The following is a 22,118-nucleotide window of genomic DNA, read 5'->3' on the forward strand; positions in this document are numbered from 1 at the left end:
GATTTTTATTTTAGAAAATGATACCAAAAATAGTAAACATAGCTCCTAAAAAACTGATTGGCTTTTCCATTGAAATGTCTTTATTAGATAACAAAACACAAACCATCTGGCAATTATTTATGCCTCGATTAAAAGAAATTAAAAACGCAGTGAGTGCAGATTTATTTTCATTACAAAACTATCCTGAAAATTATTTTACCAACTTTACTCCAGAAACACTTTTTACAAAATGGGCAGCAATAGAAGTTAACGATTTTGAAAATACTCCAGAAGGTTTTGAAAAATTAGTAATTCCTGAAGGTAAATATGCTGTTTTTCTTCATAAAGGAAATACAGAAATGTTTACTCAAACAGCACAATATATTTATGCTGAATGGTTACCAAATTCGAGGTTTCAATTAGACAACAAACCCCATTTTGAAGTATTAGGCGACAACTATCTTGGTCATGAAAACCCTGAAAGCGAAGAAGAAGTTTGGGTGCCAATTAAGTAATAAATTCCTAATCGTTAGTACTCAGTTATATGCCATTTGCGAATTCCAGAGTCAATCAAACGTACAGTCAAAAAATTAAAATAAAAATGTTAGAAGTTTATTATAGAATCTGGGTTAGTCTATTTATACACGCTCGACAAGCACAAAACGGAGATAAAAATTATGCCTTATTTCTATCGGTCTGTGGTATCAGTATAACAAATTTTGTAAATATTTCATTAATTATAATTATATTGAGTTTGTCAGGGATTAAAATAGGTTTACTTGAAATATTGCCTGAAAATAGAATGTTGAGAAATATTGCAATTTTAGCAATCTTTATATTACCTAATTATTTCTTGTTTGTCCATAATCAAAATTATAAAGCTTTACTTGAGAAATACGAAAGCAGAAATAATAAAAATTTAGGAATAAAATACTTTTTATATAGCTCGCTTCTATTCTTACTACTAATAATTTCAACTATGATATTTCCAACTTTTTTTAATTTGACTGTTTCAAAGTAAAAACGGCATATAACAGCAATTTGGTAAGATTGGGGTTTGAGGCTAAATTTAATGATAGTTTTGTATTTGGAAAATTTGTGGTTAACCGAAAAATCCCTCATCTTTATTCCCCAACCTCGCCAAGCGGCGACACTTTAAAAATCCTAATTCAATTGTTCGCTGAAAATAGCAATTAATGTATGTGCGTCAACGATATGATTTGGTGATTCTTCAATAAGTTTCAAAACGCGCTTCATCGCATACGGATTTAGTCCCATATGAATGCCAATTTCATTAATTTTTATAATTTCACGTTCGTGTAAAACATTATCACAACGCATTAGTAAAGCCAAACGATAAAACTGACAAATTCGGTTCATTTCGTCTTTTATTACTTTAACTTCACCTTTATTTTCATATAATTTCAATAAAGTTTCTTTATCAATTTGCAATTCATAGGCTACAATTTCAATAAAATCATATTCTTTATCGTGCAATTCGCCGTCAATTAAAGCAAACGAAATCATTTCTTGCAACAAACTAATTTTTTCTTGAGTAGTTTCCATCAAAATTATTACTTTTATACTATTCTTCAAATATAAAAAAATGCAGCAATTTTTAAGACTATTTCTATTCTTTTTTTTGTTTTCAATTTCGAAAATAGAGGCACAAAAGCGATTTTCAACCTTTGAAATAGACGCGCCACAACTACAAACCAAAAAGAAAATTTGGGTGTATTTACCTCTAAATTACGAAAAATCCAATAAAAAATATCCAGTAATTTATATGCACGATGCCCAAAATTTATTTGATGCAACAGCTTCTTATGCCGGAGAATGGAACATTGATGAAACTTTAGATAGCATAAAAGCGAAAGTCATTGTGATTGGTATTGAACACGGAAATGAAAAACGCATAGACGAACTTACTCCGTATAAAAACGAAAAATATGGCGGCGGAAATGCCAATGCGTACTTAGAATTTATTGTAAAAACAGTAAAACCTCTTATTGATACAACCTACAGAACAAAAACAAACGCAAAAAATACTGCCATTTGGGGAAGTTCCCTTGGCGGATTGGTTTCTTTTTACGCGGCTTTGCAATATCCAGAGGTTTTTGGAAAAGTAGGTTGCTTCTCGCCTGCTTTTTGGATTAACAAAAAAGAAATTTTTCAAAAAATGGAGGACACACCAAAATTTACTACCAAAATTTATTTGCTTTGTGGCGACAAAGAAGATAGCGGTGCAATGGTTTCGGATATGAAAGAAATGGAAACGCTCATAAATTCAAAACGCTGTGAATGCAAAAAGCTAAATAAATCAGTAATCGTAAAAGAAGGCGAACATAACGAAAAATTATGGCGAAATGCGTTTGCAAAAGCGTACCTTTGGCTTTTCTGAAAAAATTGATTTACGATTTACGAATAACAAACAACAAATAATACAATGAATAACAACGATATCTTCAAAAAACTACGTGTAGCTTTACAATTACGTGATGACCAAATAGTTGAAATTTTAAACTTAGTCGATTTTAAAATGTCGAAAGGCGAATTAGGTGATATTTTCCGTGCGGAAGACCACGCTAATTTTATGGAATGTGGCGACCAAGTACTACGAAATTTCTTAAACGGATTAATTATTCATTTACGCGGAACAAAGGAAAACCCAAAAAACCCACGTGACGTAATAAAAACACATAAAAATTACGAAACACAAACAGAACGTAACGAAAAAACCATTTACGAACCGAAAAAGCCTTATAATAAAATGGACAGTAAAACACAATTTAAACCAAGAACTGTCGACAAAAAAGAATTTAAACCAAAAACAGGTGAAAATTCAGATAAAAAGCCTGCATTTGGGAAAAATAAATTTGGCAACGATAAAAAACCAGCCAAACAAAATCCGGTTGAAAAATTTAAATTTAAAGACGGAAAAAAATAAAAGCAAATCCTCAATAGTATTGAGGATTTTTTATTTATTGTTTTTATAAGAATCTTTAATTACAACTTCCTAAAGTAATCTAATAAAACAATATCATTTATTTTTTCTGGGGTAAAAATCTCTAAAATTGATGGTGTGTTTTGATTCGAAATAAAAGAATCCCAAACAGAATGTAATTCGTTTTCGTTTTGGACTGAAGTATACTCAAAATCGTACATTTTTGCTAAATGTTCTGCTGTTAGTTGATGAGACGTTTCAAAAAAAGTATTGAACGTTTCCGTTTCTTGATGCCCTGGTAAAATTCTAAAAATCCCTCCTCCACTATTATTAATTAAAATAATTTTGAAATTCTTTGGAATATAATTGTTCCATAACGCATTACTGTCGTACAGAAAACTTATATCGCCAGTAATTAAGATTGTAGGCTTTTTATTTGCTACTGCCGCACCAATTGCCGTTGATGTACTACCATCAATTCCACTTGTACCACGATTACAAAATACCTCAATTGTTTTATTACAAGGTACCAATTGCAGATATCGAATTGGCGAACTATTGCTAACTTGCAACTGAATATTCTCAGGTAAATTTCGACTTAAAAATTCGAAAACTTTAAAATCTGAAAATGAAATTTCAGACATATACTGCTGGTGCTTTACTAATCTATCTTGCCAAATGGATTGAAAATCGTTTTGGTACTTTGATTCTACCACATTATTTTCAGCCAATAATTGACTTAAAAAACTTGTATTATTTGTTTTAAAATGTTGCGACAAACAACCAAATGTATCATAAGCTCTAATTTCATCAATATGCCAATGTTGCTTTGGCTGATAATTTCGCAACAACGATTTTATTCGTTTAGAAACTACCATACCTCCAAAAGTAAGCAAAATATCGGGTTGAAAATTAAGCTTTTCTTCTTCAGTAAACGTGGAAATCAAAGTATCAATTCTATCAATAAATGAAGAATGATGTAAATTAGATGTTTTTTCCAAAAGCACTAACACACTTTTGTCTTCCGCTAAGGAATCAATATATTTTTGTTCGATAGCATTTGGTAACAACTCGCCTACTAAAATTAATTTCTTTTTAGTCAACTGCCATTCTGAAATGAATTTGGTAGCTAAAGTAAACTCAGCTTCTTCAATAGCAGAAGTAGTGACTTTTGGAATATAAGTTGGTTCCAAAAGTGTTTCATATAAAGGTTCTTCAAACGGAACATTTATGTGAGCTGGACCTTTTTGTGAAATAGCTGTTTCGATAGCTGAAACAATAAGACTATCATTATGCTCAGAAGCATTTTCAGTTAAATTCGCTGAAAAAACAATATGATTGGCAAACACATTTTCTTGACGAATGGTTTGTCCGTCACCAATATCAATTTTACTTTTTGGTCTGTCAGCCGAAACAATTAGCAAAGGAATTTGACTGTAATATGCTTCCGCAACAGCGGGGTAATAATTTAATACTGCTGAACCCGATGTACAAACCACCGCAACAGGTTTTTGTAATTGTTGTGCCAAACCTAAGGCAAAAAAAGCCGCACAACGTTCATCAGCAATGCTATAACAGGTAAAACCTTCCTGATTGGTAAATCCCATAGTTAAAGGGGCGTTTCTCGAACCAGGAGAAATTACAATATGCTGAATTTCTTTTTGACGAAAAATCTCAATTACCGCTTGCGCTAATGGTATTTTTGGATATAAGTTGACTTTCAATTTAGTTTTTTATTGAAACACTTTGAAACTTAGAATACTTTTAAAGTATAAAACTAGGTTTTAAGATGTTTAAAAATGATAGTACAAATTTACTAATAAATACACATTTTTTTATACTTTTATATCATAAATAAATACTAAAATGAACCCATCAATTCAAATGTATCAATCGGAAGATTGTCCAGCTATACTTGAAATTATTAACGACCAAATTTTAACTGGTACCGCATTATACGATTATAAACCGAGAACATTAGAACAACAACTGTCCATTTTTGACGATAAATTACAAAAAGGATTCCCAATTATTGTAGCAAAAATAGGCGATGAAATTGTTGGATTTGGCTATTACAGCGAATTTCGATTTAGAGATGCTTATAAATATACAGTGGAACATTCTGTATATGCCAATAAAAACTATATTGGAAAAGGAATTGGTAATTTATTACTAACTGAGTTAATCGAATTAGCAAAAAAGCAAGATCTACATACGATGATAGGCGTGATTGATTCGGAAAATGAAAGTAGTATTGCTTTTCACGAAAAATTTGGCTTTGAAAAAGCAGGATTTATTAAAGAATCTGGTTATAAATTTGATCGCTGGTTGCATTCTGTTTTTATGCAGAAGATACTTTAGTAAAATTCCAATAAAAAAATTCCAAACTCCAATAAAGTTATAAATTGGAATTTGGAATTTAAATATTGAAAGTTATTTATTTATTTTCCTTCAATCCAATTGATAATTGAAGTATCATTTGGTAAAACTCTTGGTGACATAACCGCTGCTAAATGTCCGTTTTCATCAATTAAATATTTTTGAAAATTCCATTCCATTTCGCTGTCTTTTAACCCGTTTTTACTTTTTTGAGTTAAAAACTGATACAAAACGTGCATATCGCTACCTTTTACAGATATTTTTTCCATCATAGGAAAAGTTACGCCGTAATTTTTCTTACAAAATGCTCCAATTTCAGCATTTGTACCTGGTTCTTGTGCGCCAAAATTATTTGCAGGAAAACCTACAATAACAAAATTACTGTTTTTATACTTTTCGTAAACGGCTTGCAATTGCTCGTATTGTGGTGTTAATCCACATTCTGAAGCGGTATTTACAATTAAGATTTTCTTGCCTTTTAGAGAAGCAAAATCAAATTCGTTTCCTGATAAATCTTTTACTTTAAAAGCATAAATTGAACCTTGTTCCATTGTGTTTGTTTTTGGTGTTTCTACTGAAACATTTTCGTTTGTGTTTTCAACGAAATGTTCCCAGTTTTCTGTTTTTTTTTCTTCTGATTTAGTATTACAAGCCAATAAAATCAATACTGCGCCAGTAAACGTGTGAAATAGTTTCATAAACAATTTATTTAATATCAAATATATGAAATGTTACAGAAAACAAAAGTTAATGTTGGGTTAAATAAAAAACCTAACAGGCAAAAAAGCTGTTAGGTCTTGTAAAATATGTAAATTCTTTATTTTATTTTTTCTTATACAATTTCTTATATTGAATAAACGCTATAACAGAAATTACTAAAACAATTGCTAAGGCATATAAATAATACACCACACTTTGAGATTCTCCAGATGCATACGAATGCTTGCCGCTTAAGTGAAAATTCACTCCAAAATACGTCATTAAAATACTCGCAAAAGCTAAAACCGACATAAAGTTATAAGCAAATAAACCTCGTAAAGCAGGAACAAAACGGGCGTGAATTACAAATGCATACACCATAATACTAATTAAAGCCCACGTTTCTTTTGGATCCCAACCCCAATAACGTCCCCAACTTTCGTTTGCCCATTGTCCGCCCAAAAAGTTTCCAATGGTTAACATCACTAAACCAACCGTTAAAGCCAATTCATTTATATAGGTGATTTCTTTTATGCTAAGTTCCATTTTGGCTTTATTGTTTTTGTTGGTAAAAATCATTAAAAACAAGGCTACCAATCCCAAAATCATTCCTAAAGTAAAGGGTCCGTAACTCGCTACAATAACCGCAACGTGTATCATTAACCAATACGAGTTTAAAACTGGTTGTAAATTGGCAATTGCTGGATCCATATAATTTAAATGTGCCACCCATAAGATAATTGCAGCAACAAAAGTTGTAGCAGCAAGTGTTAATTCCGATTTTCTTCCGAAAGCTACACCAAAAAACATAGTAGCCCAACCTACATAAATCATACTTTCATAGGCATCAGACCAAGGGGCGTGTCCTGAAATATACCAACGTAAAATTAATCCCCCAAGATGGATAAGAAATAGTAATATAATGGTTCCGTGGAAAAACTTCACCACATAATTTACCCACTTTTTCCTATTAAAAATTTGAACAATTACAAAAATGAACATTACTATTCCTGCTAAAGCATAATAAGAATATAATTTCTTAAAAATATCGTATTTGTTATATTGAATTTCCGCTTCTAATTTATCTTCTGAAAGCATTACTTTTCCACCAAATTTCTTTTGATAATCGGATAAGCCCTTTAATAAACTTTCTGCATTTTTATAGTCTTTAGATTGTGAGGCTTTTGCCGCTTCACTAAAATAAAACGGAATAATATTTTTTACGACATCTAAATTGGTTTTCGTTGGATGTTGTAATTCTAAATACGAAGCCCATTTATTATTGGCATCTTTTGGAAGGGGAAAAAATCGTAAAATTTGTCCACTAATTGCTGAATACAATAAATTTACTTTTTTATCGGCATCTAAAAAGTCTTTTTGAAATTGGTTTGGAACTGCTTCTTTATACGCTTCATCCGTTTGTTTTTGCAATTTATAATTTCCAAAATCATCGAAAAAACTAATTAATGGCGCATATTTTGCTTTCTCATCTACACCAATAATTTTACGAATACTATCGTTTCCTCTCGTTAAATGCACAATCGGGATTTGATACCAAAACTCAGGAAATTGATTCATTGAAATTAAAACCTGATCTGAAGTAAATCCTTCAAACATATCATTTTTAGAAACTTTTCTTAATAATTCAGACGAAAATGTGTTTACTGGTTTCATTCGGCCGTTTGCATCTTGAATAACAAGTCGCCCAAATTTTTCTGCATGTTCCGCAGAAACCATGTACTTTTTTATCTCTTTTAATGATTCAGCAGCGGTTGGCATTTTTGGCTTTTCTAGGGAAGTTTCATGTTGATGGGGTTCAGCAGCATGATTATGACCGTCATGATTGGTATGCTTTTCTTGAGCAAATCCAAACATTCCAAAAAAGAAGAAAATAGCTACTAAAGTGGCTTTTTTAGCACGAATTTTATCCAACTTCAGTTTCAAATCATTAAATCGTGTGTTTTTATCAAACAAAATCGCCATCATAGCAAAGTATAATAAAAAATATCCAATGTAAGTAATCCAAGTTCCCCAAAAATCGTGGTTTACAGAAAGTACCGTTCCTTTTTCGTCTTCGTCAAAGCTAGCCTGAAAAAAGCGAAATTCTCTGTAATCTAAAATATGATTCATAAAGACACTATCCGTAAATATTTTTGATTTTTCTTTGTCTTGAATTTCGATTTTACTTTTAAATGCCGAATAACTTTTTTCGGTTCCAGGATATTTTTCGGCTACGAAATCATTCAATTTAATTGAAAAAGGTAACGTATGCACTTTACTTCCATACATTAATGTGAAATCTAATTTTCCGATTTTAAAACTTTTAGGTTCGCCTTGCTTCCCTTTTGAACCCATTAGAGTAACGGTTTCTTCTTTATTTTGAGACGTGACTTTAACCACTATGGCATCGTCCGTTTTTTTGTCTTTATAATCGTTATTTGATGCTAAAACAACTTCTCCTTTTTGAGCCAATTCAGGAAAAACAAACTGACTTCCACCTGCATTATATAGTGAACGGAACATCAACTCGCTTGTCTTATCTTTTGTAATTGTACCTTGCATTTTGTCGGCCATTCGCATAAAGTTTCCGTCAAAAGGCGTTTGAATGGTATAATTTTCAGCAGCTTTTGTAATATTAATAGCACCCTGCGTAAACTTATTGAAAGCAAAAAGCACATTACTAATATTTTTTACTTCGCCTTCTTTAAGAAAATGCTCTTTTCTACTTCCGCCAATAGCTTCAACCAATTTTATATATAACTCACCTTTTGCATTTGGCTTAAATGTTTCAGAAGCATTCATAATAAACTGTTGCAATTCAATTTTGTATGGAATATCTGAAAATTTATCAGAAAGTTGAAACGAATTATTTGTTGCTTGAGAAAGTAATAACTGGTTTTCCAATGTTTTACGTTTCATTTCACCTTTATAATCACCATCTACGAAAGTAGTTAAATATGGCATATCTGAATAAACCGTATTAGAAACAGCTCCTTCACGAATTGGCATTAATCCTTCATAACTAATATATCGGGTAACAAAAGCACCCAAAATAATAAAAATCCAAGACAAGTGTAGCAATAAAGTGGCCCATTTTTCTTTTTTGTACAATTGATACCGTTTTATATTTCCGAAAAAATTAATTACAAAAAACACCATAATGGCCTCAAACCACCAAGCATTATAGATCCAAATTCTGGCAGTTTCTGTGTTATAGGCGTCTTCAATAAATGTTCCTGCTGCCATTGCTGCTGCAAAACCAATAAACAAAAGTGCCATTAGGCGTGTAGAATATAGTGCGGAAAGTAATTTTTGTAACATAAAATATAGTCTTTTTATAAGTGGTGCAAATGTACAGAATAAGAAATAAACTGGTGCTATTTTAACAAAATTTAATACCTGTTTGGAGTAATCTAATACAACATTTTCAATTCTTTTATATCAAACAACTGCAATGTATCATCTTCTAATTCTATTTCCAACAAACCATTTGGCATCACTTGTTTGATACTTCCCATAAATTTTACTTTATCTGCGTTTTCAAATGCCATAGGTGTGTTTTTTTTAAATAAATTTTCGTGATACAAATTCCAAAAATAGGAAGCCCCTTCCTTTTTATACAAATTAAGGTTATTTTGAAATTGGTTTAAAAAAAGCAATAAAATCTCATCTTTATTAAATTCTTGTCTCATACAATTTTTTAAAGACGTGGCTTGTGGTAAATTAATGAAATTTTCTTGATTCACATTTATGCCAATCCCAACAATAGAAAGTATTTCAGAAGTACTTTTAAATTGATTTTCAATTAAAATACCGCAAATTTTCTTTTTATCTGCCAAAATGTCGTTTGCCCATTTAATAGCTACATTTGGAATTTTTAGCTTAACAAACGTCTGAAAAAGACTAACTGCTACTATAACATTTAAATTAAATACTTCCTTTATATCTAACAACATATCTTTAACCAAAACACTGAATGTTAGATTCTTACCATCTTCCACTTCCCAATTTGCACCACGTTGTCCTCGCCCATTTGTTTGGTTTTTAACCACTACAACAGTGAAATTAGTAACCGTTTGTTTGGCTGACAATTCTTTTAAATAATTATTTGTAGAATCAATGGCATTGAGTTTGATGATATGCATAGAAGAAATTTTGTTATTACTTAATTTAAGTTACAAAAATAAAGACAAAAAATGATACCTTTGCATAAAACGAACAAATAATAGATGACGAAAAATATTAGCACAGATGATTTACTAGCAAGTATCATCAAAGGAATTGAAGATGTAAAAGGATTAGATATTGATATTCTTGATTTAAGAGGGATTGAAAATAGTGTTTGTGATTATTTTGTAATTTGCAATGGAAATTCAAATACGCAAGTAAATGCAATTGTAGGTTCGGTACAAAAAGGCGTGTCTAAAGAACTAAAAGACAAACCTTGGCATATTGAAGGAACAGATGTTGGAGAATGGGTATTAATGGATTATGTAAGCATAGTAGTACACGTATTTCAAAAACACATTAGAGAATATTATAATATTGAAAGTCTATGGGGAGACGCAAAAATTACTTCTATAGAAAATAAATTTTAAGCCCATTATGTCAGAAAACGAAAACAAAAACAAACCTATTATTAAGGTAGTAAAGCTTGGCCCTTGGTTTTTTCCAATTTTAGCCATTTCTGTAATTTTATTAATTAACTTTTTTAATGGTGGTTTCGATATGAATTATCCGAAATCAACCTCTATTTCGTCTTTTTATGATTTGCTAAGTAAAAATCAAATTGAAAAAGTAGATATTTTAACAAGCACTTCAGGTAATACTGCTGAAGTGACATTAAAAAAAGCGGCATATGTTGCTTCTAAAGATGAAGAATTAAAAAAATTAACTAAAGAGAAAGGCCCGCATTATTTAGTAAAAGATGTGGGAAGTTTGGACCTTTTTCAAAATGAATTAAAAGAAGCTAAAAAGAACAAATTAATATCTGCTTATGACCTAAAACCAACAAGCAATTGGAGTGAGTGGATTGGATTGTTATTACCTACCTTAATTTTTATCGGATTTTTCTATTTCATTTCTAAAAGAATGGCTGGAGGCCCTGGTGGTGGTGGACAAATATTTAGCATTGGAAAATCTAAAGCTAAGTTATTTGATGAAAAAAATGATGTAAAAGTTACATTTGAAAATGTAGCCGGTTTGGAGGGAGCTAAAGAAGAAATTCAAGAAATTGTAGAATTCCTTAAAACGCCCGAAAAATTCACAAGTATTGGTGGTAAAATTCCAAAAGGTGCCTTATTAGTTGGACCTCCAGGGACAGGAAAAACCTTATTAGCCAAAGCTGTTGCTGGAGAAGCTAACGTACCTTTTTTCTCTTTATCAGGATCTGATTTTGTAGAAATGTTTGTAGGAGTTGGTGCTTCAAGAGTTAGAGATTTGTTTAAACAAGCTAAAGAAAAAGCGCCTGCTATTATTTTTATTGACGAAATTGACGCTGTAGGAAGAGCACGTGGTAAAAACAATATGTCCGGCGGTAACGACGAAAGAGAAAATACGCTAAATCAATTACTAACTGAAATGGACGGATTCGGAACCAATTCAAATGTAATTGTATTAGCCGCAACAAATAGAGCAGACGTTTTAGACAAAGCATTAATGCGTGCTGGACGTTTTGATAGACAAATTTACGTAGACTTGCCAGATATTAGAGAACGTAAGGAAATATTTGAAGTACATTTAAAACCAATTACAAAAGCAGAAACATTAGATACTGAATTTTTAGCTAAACAAACTCCTGGATTTTCTGGAGCTGATATTGCTAATGTTTGTAATGAAGCCGCTTTGGTTGCAGCAAGAAAAAACAAAAAAGCAGTTGATAAGCAAGACTTTTTAGATGCTGTTGACAGAATTGTAGGCGGCTTAGAAAAGAAAAATAAAATTATTACTAAAGAAGAAAAACACGCCATAGCCATTCATGAAGCAGGTCACGCTACAGTAAGTTGGATGTTACAGCACGCAGCACCTTTAGTAAAAGTAACTATCGTACCTCGTGGGCAAAGTTTGGGTGCAGCATGGTATTTACCAGAAGAAAGACAAATCGTTCGAACCGAACAAATGTTAGACGAAATGTGTGCCACAATGGGCGGAAGAGCAGCTGAAAAAGTAGTCTTCGATAAAATTTCAACAGGTGCACTTTCAGATTTAGAGAAAGTGACCAAACAAGCTCGTGCCATGGTAACCGTTTATGGTCTTAATGATAAAATTGGAAATATTACGTATTACGATTCATCAGGACAATCGGACTACAATTTTTCGAAACCTTATTCAGATGATACCGCAAAAGTAATTGATGCAGAAATTTCAGGATTAATTGAAGAACAATATCAAAGAGCCATTTCTATTTTAACAGAAAACAGGACTAAATTAGAGGAATTGGCAGCCGTTTTAATCGATAAAGAAGTTATTTTTAAAGACGATTTAGAAACCATTTTCGGGAAAAGACCTTTCGATATTGAAGAAGAAAAACCAGAAACAATGTCAGAAATAATTGCGGAAACCGATTCTAAAATTGAATCTGAATAAGTTATTAACAATTTATTGTATAAAAAATCTTAATTTGAAAGTGATTTTAAGTTAAGATTTTTTTATATTTGGTGTTTAAGAATTGTTACAGATACAAAATGAATATTTTCAAAAAGATATTTGGCAATCAAGACGCAACTGAAAATCAGGAAAATAACGTCGAAAAAAGCCAATATGCACCAGATATAAATACTCCTGTAGATGAATTATTTACCATTAATTTTAAAAATAATGGCGGAAAATTTATTTATTGTTCTAATACGGAAGAAGCTCATGAGAACTTTGAAAATATTTTAGAAGAAAACGATTGGTTTGAAAATGAAGTTCAATGTTTTGATTCGAGACTTTTTAATTTTCTTGACGAGAACCGATTAGAATATAAAAACGCAACAAATCCAACTTTCTTTTTTACTGCTTGCGAAAATTTAATTGCTGATGAAGGATCTATTTTATTTTCATCAAAACAATTAAAACAATTCAAAATAGACGAATTACCTACAAATATTATTGTTTATGCTTCTACTAGCCAACTTTTAATGACAAAAGGTGATGGTTTAAGAAACATCAAAACAAAATACGACAAAGAATATCCTACAAACATTACTGCCATTAAGTATTTTGAAAAAACAAAAGAAGAAGATTTTCTTCATTATGGAAGTTGCCACAAAAACTTATACTTAATTCTACTAGAAGATTTATAAAATGACCGAAAATGTAACAAGAGCTATTAGTGGTGCTGTTTATATTGCATTACTTGTTTTCTGTACGTTATTTTCACCAATAACATTTCATATGCTATTCACTGTTTTTATGTGTTTAAGTATTTATGAATTTTCTAAAATGACACACTACAAGTTATATTATTTATTTGCTATTGGTGGTATTTTAATTTCTATACTTTTCTTTTTGAGTCAGTTGCCACCAGTAAATTTAATTTATATGTCTTTAGGTTGTGTAGGATTTAATATTTTGCTTTTACTTAATTTATTTAAAAACATTTCGTTCCATAAATACCACAAAAAACACAGTCATTTTTTCCTTTATATTACATTACCTTTTATATTATTACTTTCCTTACCTAACTTTATAAGTCCAGCAAAATATGAAATTGTTTTAGCTATTTTTATCATGATATGGTGTAATGATACTTTTGCTTATTTAGTTGGAAAGTCAATTGGAAAACATAAATTACTTGAACGAGTTTCTCCTAAAAAAACAATTGAAGGTTTTATAGGTGGAATCATATTTACCATAATAGCATCTGTAATAATTAGTCAATTTTATACCTTTTTTAATGTAACTTTGTGGATTATTAGTGCATTAATTATTTCAATATTTGGTACACTTGGCGATTTAGTAGAATCTAAATTTAAAAGAGAAGCCGGCGTAAAAGATAGTGGTAATATTATGCCCGGACACGGAGGTATTTTAGACCGCTTAGATAGTGTTATTTTTGTTATTCCATTTTTATATATATTATATTTAATTTATTTCTATTATGCTTAAGTTTCATCCAGAAGGTGCAAAAATTATACTAATTTCTACATTAATTACCGTTATAGGTATTTTTAGTGTTGATTATTTATTTCATGAAAGCAATATTATAGTTTGTAAAATCTTACAAGTAGTTCTTTTAGGGTTTTTAGTACTCATTCTTCAGTTTTTTAGAAACCCAACTCGAATTGCAATTATTAGTGACAATCATGTGTTAGCTCCAGTTGATGGAAAAGTTGTTGTAATTGAAGAAGTATTCGAATCTGAATATTTCAAAGACAAAAGATTAATGGTTTCAATTTTTATGTCGCCAATTAATGTGCATGTAACTCGATATGCTTTAAATGGAATTGTAAAATATAGTAAATACCATCCTGGAAAATTTTTAGTAGCATGGCATCCAAAAGCTAGTGAAGAAAACGAACGTACCACAATTGTAATTGAAAATAATGTATACGGAGATGTGATGTACCGTCAAATTGCTGGTGCATTAGCGAAAAGAATTGTGAATTATGCAGAAGTAGGTATGACCGTAATTCAAGGACAAGATGCCGGTTTTATTAAATTCGGATCTAGAGTAGATTTATATTTTCCGATTGGAACGCCAATAAATGTAAAATTAGGTGACAAAGCTATTGGAAACAAAACTATAATTTCGAAAAAATAAATGAGTGAATTATCTTTAGATGAAAGATTCAAGGAAGCGATTCAAAATGCCAATGAAAAAATTCCTAAAGCTTCTGTACCACAAGATGTACAGCTAGTGCTTTATGCGTATTACAAACAAGCACTTTCCGAAAACATAAGTTACAGTCATCATGGTTATGAATCGGATGAAGTAATTACTGCTTTTAAACAAAACGCTTGGATGCAGGTTAGACATTTAACTGCTAACGAAGCCAAAGAAAAATACATTGAAATAATAAATCAAATGCTAAAAGATAGACAGTAATGTGTATCTTTTTTTATTTTTGTAAAATATAAAAATTCTTAAAAATGAAAAATAAAATCGTCGTATTACTACTAATTTCTATTTTAAGTACTAGTTGTAAAAAGGAAAAAGAACTAATTGAAGTAACCATCCCTGAACCAGAAAAAATTGAAAAAACTACTTTAGGAAATCCGTCTGATGTGCAAGCTGAAGATGAAGAAGGAGCATTTCAAATGAATGGATTACCATACTCGTATAACAGTTTAGAGCCTTTTATAGATGCTACAACAATGGAATTACATTATTCTAAACATCATTTAGCATATTGTAATAAACTTAATGCCGCTATAAAAGAAACTGATTTGTCATCAAAATCTATTGAAGAAATTCTAAAGAAATTAGATACAAGTAAATCAGAAATCAGAAACAATGCTGGCGGATATTATAATCATAATTTGTTTTTTGAAATATTAAGCGTTAATAATGGCGATGCAACTGACGAAGTTTTAGAAGCCATAAACAAAGATTTTGGATCTTTTGAATCATTTAAAAATGAGTTTTCGGAAAGTGCTACTAAATTATTTGGTTCAGGTTGGGTTTGGCTAATAAAAGACAATTCAGGAAAATTAGTAATAACAACTACTGCTAACCAAGACAATCCTTTGATGCCAAATGCAGAAAAAAAAGGAACTCCTATTTTAGCTTTAGACGTATGGGAACACGCTTATTATGTAAAGTATCAAAATAAACGAAAAGATTACATTAGTGCTTTCTTTAATGTGATTAATTGGAAAAAAGTAAATGAAAAATTCAAAGAATCTTCAACCACAACAGAATAAAAAAAAACGCTTCAATAAATGAAGCGTTTCTTTTTTAATGTAAGTAGATCAATTCATTATCTCAATTGAAAACTACTTTTTGAAACCAGTTCTCCTTTTTTATCAAAAACATTAACAAAATAAGTACCTGCTGAAATATTTTTTACTGATAAATCTTCTTGAACTTGGACAGTTTTGTTTTCGTATTTAATAGTTTTCTGAAAACTATATGGCAAATAAGTAGCGCCAAAAGTTTCAGTTTTCTTTTCTCCTAAAACATTATTTTTACTATCTATCACTTGAATGTAATATGTTCTTTCTCCTACTTTTGCTACCTGATTTTCAGCAATCGTAAATCCGATTTTTAAAACATTAGCTTTACTAGCTTTATCAGTATTAATTTGTTTGCCAGAACCTTTTTGCTTCACTGCTAAAGTAGTTAAATTTAAAACCGATAATCGTTGCGCTTTTTCAACGGTTTTAGATAAATTTTCATTTTTAGCCACTAACGTATCATTTGCCGTTTTTGCATTTGTTAATACTACATTTGTACTATCTAAATTTTTTGTCAATTTGCTGTTGTTCGCTTTCAATACATTATTTTCGGCAATTAAATTGTCCATTTCACGTTTTAGTTTTACGTATTGTGTTTTAAATTTAGACAATTCAGCTATACTTCCGTCAGATTTTTTTATTTTCTCTAACAATTCCATAATCTTAGCCTGCTCCTCTTCCAATTCTCCTTTCAAAGCAGTATTATCCGCAATGGCAATATCATATTCTGCAATTTTTGATTCCAATTCTTCTTGAAATTTTTCTTTCTCCGTTAAGGTTTTTGATAAACTAGAATCTACCGCATCTTTATCTTGTTGTAACTTATAAACATAAGCCAAACTTCCCATTAACAATAATGCTAAGATGACCACAACTACCTTTAATCCTGAATTTCTAGAATTTGACTGATTTAACTCCATTTTGATTTTATTTAGATTTCATGCAAAAATAAAATTTTATTTATTTCTTTTACTATATAACGTAATGTATCTTTAAAATATTATATTTGAAAACACTTTTAAAACACAAAATGGATAAATTAAACGTATTCAGTTCTAAAGATATAGCTAAAATTACGCAACATAGAAGTGGCGAAATAAAGTTTGGAGAAAAAATTATAACCGTTCCGATTGAAGAAAATTGGATTGAATTTATTACTAATTCCGAAGCAAAATTTGTATTAATTGGCTTACCCGAAGATATTGGAATAAAAGCTAATTTGGGAAGAACGGGTGCGGCTACTGCTTATGAAAGTACCTTAAAAAGTTTAGTGAATTTTCAACATAATAAATTTTGTAAAGGCAATGAATTAGTTGTTTTAGGTGAAATAAATTTTTCTAAAGAAATGGAAATAGCCAAAACTTTAGACACTCAAAACAAAGAAGATCGAAAAAAACTATTCCAATTGGTAGAAAATATTGACAAAGATGTTTCTTTTGTGATTAGTGCGATAGTAAAAGCTAATAAAATTCCAATTATAATTGGAGGCGGACACAACAATGCTTATGGAAACATAAAAGGATTAGCATTAGGAAAAGGAATGCCTGTAAATGCAATAAATTTTGATGCTCATACCGATTTTAGAATTATGGAAGGTCGTCATAGCGGAAATGGATTTACTTATGCGTTTGAAGAAGGCTTCTTAAAAAAATATTTTATATTCGGTTTACACGAAAATTTTGTATCAAAAAGTGTATTTGATACTTTAAAATCAATTGAAGATCGTGTAAAGTATGTAACCTATGAAGAAATAGCAGTTAGAAAAAACAAAAGTTTTACATCAGAACTTACCAATGCAATTAAATTTATTTCAAATACACCATTTGGTTTAGAACTCGATTTAGATGCCCTACCCAATATTCACAGTAGCGCCATGACATTAAGTGGTTTTAGTGTAGAAAAAGCTAGACATTTTATACATATGGCTGGAAAAGAGGAATTTGCGAGTTATTTACATATTTGTGAAGGAGCGCCTGACTTAGATTTATCGAGCAATAATCATTTAACAGGTAAATTAATTGCTACCCTAATTTTAGACTTCATAAAGAGTAAGAAAACAGAAGAAAACTAAAAACTAATTACAGATTAAAAAAACTTTATTTTTTTTTGAAAAAAAGTATTGAATTTCGAGTTTGAAGTTTTAAATTTGTAAAATCAAGAAAAGAATTGTGTCATAATGAGTGAATTGTCGAAAATTATTGATTCCTTAGAAGTAAAATTCTTTAAATTATCTAAAAAAATAGAGAATTTAGAGCAATTAAACGAAAGTTTATCTAATGAATTGAAAGAAATAAAACAAACCGCTCAAAATGAAAATAAGAAAATCATCTCATTAAAACATGAGTTGGAAAGCTTAAAAATAACAAATTCTCTTCTGGGCAGTGAAGAATACAAGAAAGAAACAAAACTGAAAATAAATTCGTTGATTAGAGAAATCGACTATTGTATAGCACAACTTTCTGAGTAATTATGACAGAAAAGTTAAAAATAAAAATTTCAATTGCAGACCGAGTATATCCACTAACAGTGGAAACTACACAGGAGGAAGGTCTACGAACAGCATCAAAAAAAATTGATGCTACAATTAAAAAATTTGAAGCCAACTATGCAGTAAGAGATAAACAAGATGTATTGGCTATGTGTGCCTTACAATTTGCTTCTCAAATAGAACAAACCCAAATTGATACTTCTACAGATACCGTAGAAGCATTTGAGAGATTAAAAAAGCTCGACGAAAAAATTGAAGGTTTACTTTCAAAATAAGAAAAAACGTTCATACAAAAACACTAAAGTACTGCCCACATTAGTAAATATTTGATAAACTCAACACTAACTATTAAATGAGTGAATTTGCGATACTAAAGCATGTTCCGATATGTCGGAAATCCTTGAACATCGTTATAGCTCAAATCCTGTCTGAATCGAGTTTATTCAAACACCTAATGTGGGCTTTTTTATTAAACTAAACAAAACTATGGAACCATTAAGTATAATAATTGGAATCGTTGTCGGATTGGCTATAGGATTTGCAATTGCTAAATTTTTAGAAAAAAGCAATGTCTCAAATCTTATTAAAAACGCTAAAAAAGAAGCCAGTTCAATTTTAAGAGATGCAAAAGCTGAAGCTGAAACTGAAAAAAGAAACAAACTTTTACAAGCTAAAGAACGATTTTTAGAATTAAAAACGGAACACGAAAACGAAATTTTGTCAAAAGACAAAAAAATGGCAGAAGCTGAAAAAAGAACTAGAGATAAAGAATCTCAAGTTTCTAGTGAATTAGCAAAAGCTAAGAAAATAAATGACGAAGCAGAAGCTAAAATTGTAGAATACACAAACAAAATAGAAAACTTAGAGAAAAAATCACAAGAAGTTGACAAGTTACATAAAAGTCAAATTGAACAATTGGAGGTTATTTCTGGTTTATCGGCTGACGATGCAAGAAACCAATTGGTTGAAAGTTTAAAAGCAGAAGCCAAAACAAATGCAATGGCGCACATTCAAGAAACTATTGAAGAAGCCAAAATGCAAGCGCAACAAGAAGCTAAAAAAATCATTATTAGTACGATTCAAAGAGTAGGAACTGAAGAAGCTGTTGAAAATTGTGTATCTGTTTTCAATATTGAATCTGATGATGTAAAAGGTAGAATTATTGGTAGAGAAGGAAGAAACATTAGGGCAATTGAAGCTGCAACCGGCGTTGAAATTATTGTAGACGATACACCTGAAGCGATTATCTTATCTTGTTTTGATCCTGTAAGAAGAGAAATTGCTCGTTTAGCACTTCATAAATTAGTTACTGATGGGCGTATTCACCCAGCACGTATTGAAGAAGTGGTTGAGAAAACGAAAAAACAAATTGAAGAGGAAATTATTGAAGTAGGTAAACGCACCGTTATCGATTTAGGAATTCACGGATTACATCCAGAATTGATTAAAATTGTTGGTAGGATGAAATACCGTTCTTCATACGGACAAAACTTATTACAACACTCAAGAGAAGTTTCTAAATTATGTGGTTTAATGGCAGCAGAATTAGGACTAAACGTGAAATTAGCGAAAAGAGCTGGTTTATTACACGATATTGGAAAAGTACCAGATACAGAAAGCGAATTACCTCACGCTATTTTAGGAATGCAATGGGCAGAGAAATATGGTGAAAAAGAAGAAGTATGTAATGCTATTGGAGCCCACCACGATGAAATTGAAATGAAATATTTAATTTCTCCTATAATTCAAGTGTGTGATGCTATTTCTGGTGCAAGACCAGGCGCGCGTCGTCAAGTATTAGATTCTTATATTCAGCGATTAAAAGACTTAGAAGAAGTAGCTTATAGCTTCCCAGGTGTTAAAAATGCTTATGCAATACAAGCAGGTAGAGAATTACGTGTTTTAGTTGAAAGTGAAAAAGTTTCTGACGATTTAGCTGCTTCGTTATCATTTGAAATTTCACACAAAATTCAAACAGAAATGACGTATCCAGGTCAAGTAAAAGTAACTGTAATTAGAGAAACTAGAGCAGTAAATATTGCAAAGTAATTTCTAAATTAGTATAATTTAAAAAGCCCAATTTCAATGAAATAGGGCTTTTTTTTAAACATATTTTTTGTAATTTATTTTAAAACAGATAAAAGAAGTTATTCTGATTAAAATAAAAATTTTAAAACTTATTCTTTCCTGTTGGTTTTTTTTGTCTTACCATTAATTACTTTAATGGCAACGTACATAAACAAAATAAAAGAAAGTAGTCGTAATGACATAAAAATACTTTCGCTTTGCATAAACCCTAAAAACTTTAAATCAAAAGGAAACGCTAAAACAGCAGAAATTAAAGCAATGAATAACAACTTTGAGTTGGTCATATTTTTAAAAAAATTCATCATACATTAAAAATTAATTAAAGAAAGAATCAACAAACTCTGTCTTGTGAAATACTTGCAAATCTTCAATACCTTCACCTACTCCAATATATTTAACTGGAATTTGAAATTGATCTGAAATACCTATTACTACGCCACCTTTTGCAGTACCGTCTAATTTAGTTACTGCTAAACAAGAAACTTCCGTAGCAGCAGTAAATTGCTTGGCTTGTTCAAAGGCGTTTTGTCCTGTAGAGCCATCAAGTACCAACATTACATCATTTGGTGTATTTGGAACTACTTTTTGCATTACATTTTTTACTTTGGTCAATTCGTTCATTAAACCTAATTTGTTATGCAAACGACCGGCCGTATCAATAATTACAACATCGGCATTTTGTGCGACAGCAGATTGTAAGGTATCAAAAGCAACAGAAGCTGGATCAGAACCCATTTGCTGTCTTATCATTGGCACATCTACTCTATCTGCCCAAATTTGTAATTGATCAATTGCTGCGGCTCTAAACGTGTCGGCTGCACCTAATACTACCTTAAATCCTGCTTTTTTAAATTGATAAGCTAATTTCCCAATAGTAGTGGTTTTTCCAACACCATTAACACCTACCACCATAATTACATATGGTTTTGTATCTTTTGGAATAGTGAATTCAGATTCATTACCAGAATTGGTTTCAGATAATAACGAACCAATTTCTTCTCTTAATATAATATTTAACTCATCTGTACCTAAATATTTATCTTGAGAAACTCGTTTTTCAATGCGCTGAATAATTTTTAAAGTAGTATTTACACCCACATCGGAAGAAATAAGTACTTCTTCTAAATTATCTAAAACCTCATCATCTACTTTTGACTTACCAGCAACGGCTTTTGTTAGTTTAGAAAAGAAAGAAGTTTTTGTTTTCTCTAATCCTTTGTCTAATTGCTGCTTTTCCTGTTCTGTAATTACAGGTTCACTTTTATTAGATGAAAATATTTTTTTAAAAAAGCTCATTGAATTTGGTGTATAATGATATGATTTTCATTATTATTGGAACAAAAATAAAATAAAAAAAGCTACTTTCAAATGAAAATAGCTTTTTTAATATCTAAAATTTTAGATTATTTCTTTTTTAAGAACTCATCTACTTCTTCAGGAGTCATTACTGATTCCACAAATGTATAAGCACCAGTTTTAGGAGACTTAACCATTTTGATTGCTTTAGTCAATCTTTTAGAAGATGTTTGTAAAGTTGCTACGGTTTTCTTTGCCATGACTTAGTATGTTTTATTTGAAACTTAAATTAAGCTTCTAATTATTTAATTTCTTTGTGAACAGTTACTCTTTTCAAGATAGGATTGAATTTTTTGATTTCCA

The 22,118-nt window shown here is 30.6% G+C and carries 25 protein-coding genes; 16 read left to right on the plus strand and 9 right to left on the minus strand.

Annotated elements, in window-relative coordinates:
- Positions 1 to 17 precede the first annotated feature (17 nt).
- Together ACIQZ1_RS06650 and ACIQZ1_RS06655 are read left to right on the plus strand one after the other, a co-directional pair.
- Entirely contained in the window at positions 18 to 494 is a 477-nt protein-coding gene (locus tag ACIQZ1_RS06650) for a GyrI-like domain-containing protein (protein WP_396160201.1), read from the plus strand.
- An 86-nt stretch (positions 495 to 580) separates the two neighbouring features.
- Entirely contained in the window at positions 581 to 1,000 is a 420-nt protein-coding gene (locus ACIQZ1_RS06655) for a hypothetical protein (protein ID WP_396160202.1), read from the plus strand.
- Positions 1,001 to 1,143: 143 nt separating this feature from the next.
- On the opposite strand, the gene ACIQZ1_RS06660 is transcribed toward ACIQZ1_RS06655, so the two are convergent.
- Positions 1,144 to 1,545, minus strand: a complete 402-nt coding sequence (locus ACIQZ1_RS06660) for an excinuclease ABC subunit B (protein WP_396160203.1) — start codon at positions 1,543 to 1,545, stop codon at positions 1,144 to 1,146.
- 40 nt (positions 1,546 to 1,585) lie between these two features.
- On the opposite strand from ACIQZ1_RS06660, the gene ACIQZ1_RS06665 reads away from it, so the two are divergent.
- Together ACIQZ1_RS06665 and ACIQZ1_RS06670 are read left to right on the plus strand one after the other, a co-directional pair.
- The gene (locus tag ACIQZ1_RS06665) at positions 1,586 to 2,380 is read left to right on the plus strand and encodes an alpha/beta hydrolase (protein ID WP_396160204.1); all 795 of its coding nucleotides are present in this window, start codon (positions 1,586 to 1,588) and stop codon (positions 2,378 to 2,380) included.
- Positions 2,381 to 2,425: 45 nt separating this feature from the next.
- Positions 2,426 to 2,926, plus strand: coding sequence for a DUF1456 family protein (locus ACIQZ1_RS06670; RefSeq protein WP_396160205.1), 501 nt, complete (start codon positions 2,426 to 2,428; stop codon positions 2,924 to 2,926).
- Positions 2,927 to 2,985: 59 nt separating this feature from the next.
- Here ACIQZ1_RS06670 and menD read toward each other — a convergent pair whose 3' ends face one another.
- Entirely contained in the window at positions 2,986 to 4,647 is a 1,662-nt protein-coding gene (gene menD, locus ACIQZ1_RS06675) for a 2-succinyl-5-enolpyruvyl-6-hydroxy-3-cyclohexene-1-carboxylic-acid synthase (protein WP_396160206.1), read from the minus strand.
- A 142-nt stretch (positions 4,648 to 4,789) separates the two neighbouring features.
- Between menD and ACIQZ1_RS06680 the strand changes: the two genes are divergently transcribed.
- Positions 4,790 to 5,284 carry a GNAT family N-acetyltransferase gene (locus ACIQZ1_RS06680; protein ID WP_396160207.1) on the plus strand — a complete coding sequence of 165 codons (495 nt, stop codon included), beginning with the start codon at positions 4,790 to 4,792 and terminating at the stop codon, positions 5,282 to 5,284.
- 80 nt (positions 5,285 to 5,364) lie between these two features.
- Here the strand turns inward: ACIQZ1_RS06680 and ACIQZ1_RS06685 are convergent, their stop codons facing one another.
- From ACIQZ1_RS06685 to ACIQZ1_RS06695, 3 genes are all read right to left on the minus strand, one after another.
- Positions 5,365 to 6,000, minus strand: a complete 636-nt coding sequence (locus tag ACIQZ1_RS06685; protein ID WP_396160208.1) for a glutathione peroxidase — start codon at positions 5,998 to 6,000, stop codon at positions 5,365 to 5,367.
- Between the two features lie 124 nt (positions 6,001 to 6,124).
- On the minus strand, positions 6,125 to 9,322 hold the full coding sequence (ccsA, locus tag ACIQZ1_RS06690) for a cytochrome c biogenesis protein CcsA (RefSeq protein WP_396160209.1): 3,198 nt from the start codon (positions 9,320 to 9,322) through the stop codon (positions 6,125 to 6,127).
- 92 nt (positions 9,323 to 9,414) lie between these two features.
- Positions 9,415 to 10,146, minus strand: coding sequence for a biotin--[acetyl-CoA-carboxylase] ligase (locus ACIQZ1_RS06695; RefSeq protein WP_396160210.1), 732 nt, complete (start codon positions 10,144 to 10,146; stop codon positions 9,415 to 9,417).
- 84 nt (positions 10,147 to 10,230) lie between these two features.
- Between ACIQZ1_RS06695 and rsfS the strand changes: the two genes are divergently transcribed.
- The 7 genes from rsfS to ACIQZ1_RS06730 all read left to right on the plus strand — a co-directional run bounded on the left by rsfS (position 10,231) and on the right by ACIQZ1_RS06730 (position 15,850).
- The gene (gene rsfS, locus ACIQZ1_RS06700) at positions 10,231 to 10,599 is read left to right on the plus strand and encodes a ribosome silencing factor (protein ID WP_396160211.1); all 369 of its coding nucleotides are present in this window, start codon (positions 10,231 to 10,233) and stop codon (positions 10,597 to 10,599) included.
- A gap of 7 nt (positions 10,600 to 10,606) precedes the next feature.
- Positions 10,607 to 12,586, plus strand: coding sequence for an ATP-dependent zinc metalloprotease FtsH (ftsH, locus tag ACIQZ1_RS06705; protein WP_396160212.1), 1,980 nt, complete (start codon positions 10,607 to 10,609; stop codon positions 12,584 to 12,586).
- Positions 12,587 to 12,684: 98 nt separating this feature from the next.
- Positions 12,685 to 13,287, plus strand: coding sequence for a lactate utilization protein B/C (locus ACIQZ1_RS06710; RefSeq protein WP_396160213.1), 603 nt, complete (start codon positions 12,685 to 12,687; stop codon positions 13,285 to 13,287).
- A 1-nt stretch (position 13,288) separates the two neighbouring features.
- Positions 13,289 to 14,092 carry a phosphatidate cytidylyltransferase gene (locus ACIQZ1_RS06715; protein ID WP_396160214.1) on the plus strand — a complete coding sequence of 268 codons (804 nt, stop codon included), beginning with the start codon at positions 13,289 to 13,291 and terminating at the stop codon, positions 14,090 to 14,092.
- On the plus strand, positions 14,085 to 14,747 hold the full coding sequence (locus ACIQZ1_RS06720; protein ID WP_396160215.1) for a phosphatidylserine decarboxylase family protein: 663 nt from the start codon (positions 14,085 to 14,087) through the stop codon (positions 14,745 to 14,747). The genes ACIQZ1_RS06715 and ACIQZ1_RS06720 overlap by 8 nt, the downstream gene beginning before the upstream one ends.
- A complete protein-coding gene (locus ACIQZ1_RS06725) occupies positions 14,748 to 15,032 on the plus strand; it encodes an acyl-CoA-binding protein (protein ID WP_396160216.1) in 285 nt (94 codons plus the stop codon).
- A gap of 44 nt (positions 15,033 to 15,076) precedes the next feature.
- On the plus strand, positions 15,077 to 15,850 hold the full coding sequence (locus ACIQZ1_RS06730; protein WP_396160217.1) for a superoxide dismutase: 774 nt from the start codon (positions 15,077 to 15,079) through the stop codon (positions 15,848 to 15,850).
- A gap of 56 nt (positions 15,851 to 15,906) precedes the next feature.
- Here the strand turns inward: ACIQZ1_RS06730 and ACIQZ1_RS06735 are convergent, their stop codons facing one another.
- Positions 15,907 to 16,803 carry a hypothetical protein gene (locus tag ACIQZ1_RS06735; RefSeq protein WP_396160218.1) on the minus strand — a complete coding sequence of 299 codons (897 nt, stop codon included), beginning with the start codon at positions 16,801 to 16,803 and terminating at the stop codon, positions 15,907 to 15,909.
- A gap of 110 nt (positions 16,804 to 16,913) precedes the next feature.
- On the opposite strand from ACIQZ1_RS06735, the gene ACIQZ1_RS06740 reads away from it, so the two are divergent.
- The 4 genes from ACIQZ1_RS06740 (at position 16,914) to rny (ending at position 20,420) form a co-directional block, all read left to right on the plus strand.
- A complete protein-coding gene (locus ACIQZ1_RS06740) occupies positions 16,914 to 17,954 on the plus strand; it encodes a formimidoylglutamase (protein ID WP_396160219.1) in 1,041 nt (346 codons plus the stop codon).
- Positions 17,955 to 18,059: 105 nt separating this feature from the next.
- Positions 18,060 to 18,350 carry a hypothetical protein gene (locus ACIQZ1_RS06745; protein ID WP_396160220.1) on the plus strand — a complete coding sequence of 97 codons (291 nt, stop codon included), beginning with the start codon at positions 18,060 to 18,062 and terminating at the stop codon, positions 18,348 to 18,350.
- A gap of 2 nt (positions 18,351 to 18,352) precedes the next feature.
- The gene (locus ACIQZ1_RS06750) at positions 18,353 to 18,646 is read left to right on the plus strand and encodes a cell division protein ZapA (RefSeq protein ID WP_291241095.1); all 294 of its coding nucleotides are present in this window, start codon (positions 18,353 to 18,355) and stop codon (positions 18,644 to 18,646) included.
- 211 nt (positions 18,647 to 18,857) lie between these two features.
- Positions 18,858 to 20,420, plus strand: a complete 1,563-nt coding sequence (gene rny / locus ACIQZ1_RS06755; protein ID WP_396160221.1) for a ribonuclease Y — start codon at positions 18,858 to 18,860, stop codon at positions 20,418 to 20,420.
- Between the two features lie 128 nt (positions 20,421 to 20,548).
- Here the strand turns inward: rny and ACIQZ1_RS06760 are convergent, their stop codons facing one another.
- The 3 genes from ACIQZ1_RS06760 to ACIQZ1_RS06770 all read right to left on the minus strand — a co-directional run bounded on the left by ACIQZ1_RS06760 (position 20,549) and on the right by ACIQZ1_RS06770 (position 22,015).
- Positions 20,549 to 20,743 carry a hypothetical protein gene (locus ACIQZ1_RS06760; RefSeq protein WP_396160222.1) on the minus strand — a complete coding sequence of 65 codons (195 nt, stop codon included), beginning with the start codon at positions 20,741 to 20,743 and terminating at the stop codon, positions 20,549 to 20,551.
- A 31-nt stretch (positions 20,744 to 20,774) separates the two neighbouring features.
- Positions 20,775 to 21,755, minus strand: a complete 981-nt coding sequence (ftsY, locus tag ACIQZ1_RS06765) for a signal recognition particle-docking protein FtsY (RefSeq protein WP_396160223.1) — start codon at positions 21,753 to 21,755, stop codon at positions 20,775 to 20,777.
- Positions 21,756 to 21,862: 107 nt separating this feature from the next.
- Complete coding sequence (locus tag ACIQZ1_RS06770; RefSeq protein WP_291241091.1) at positions 21,863 to 22,015, minus strand: DUF4295 domain-containing protein; 153 nt, start codon at positions 22,013 to 22,015, stop codon at positions 21,863 to 21,865.
- Positions 22,016 to 22,118 lie beyond the last annotated feature (103 nt).

The organism is Flavobacterium sp., assembly GCF_044341185.1.
In the GTDB taxonomy this organism is placed as follows: domain Bacteria; phylum Bacteroidota; class Bacteroidia; order Flavobacteriales; family Flavobacteriaceae; genus Flavobacterium.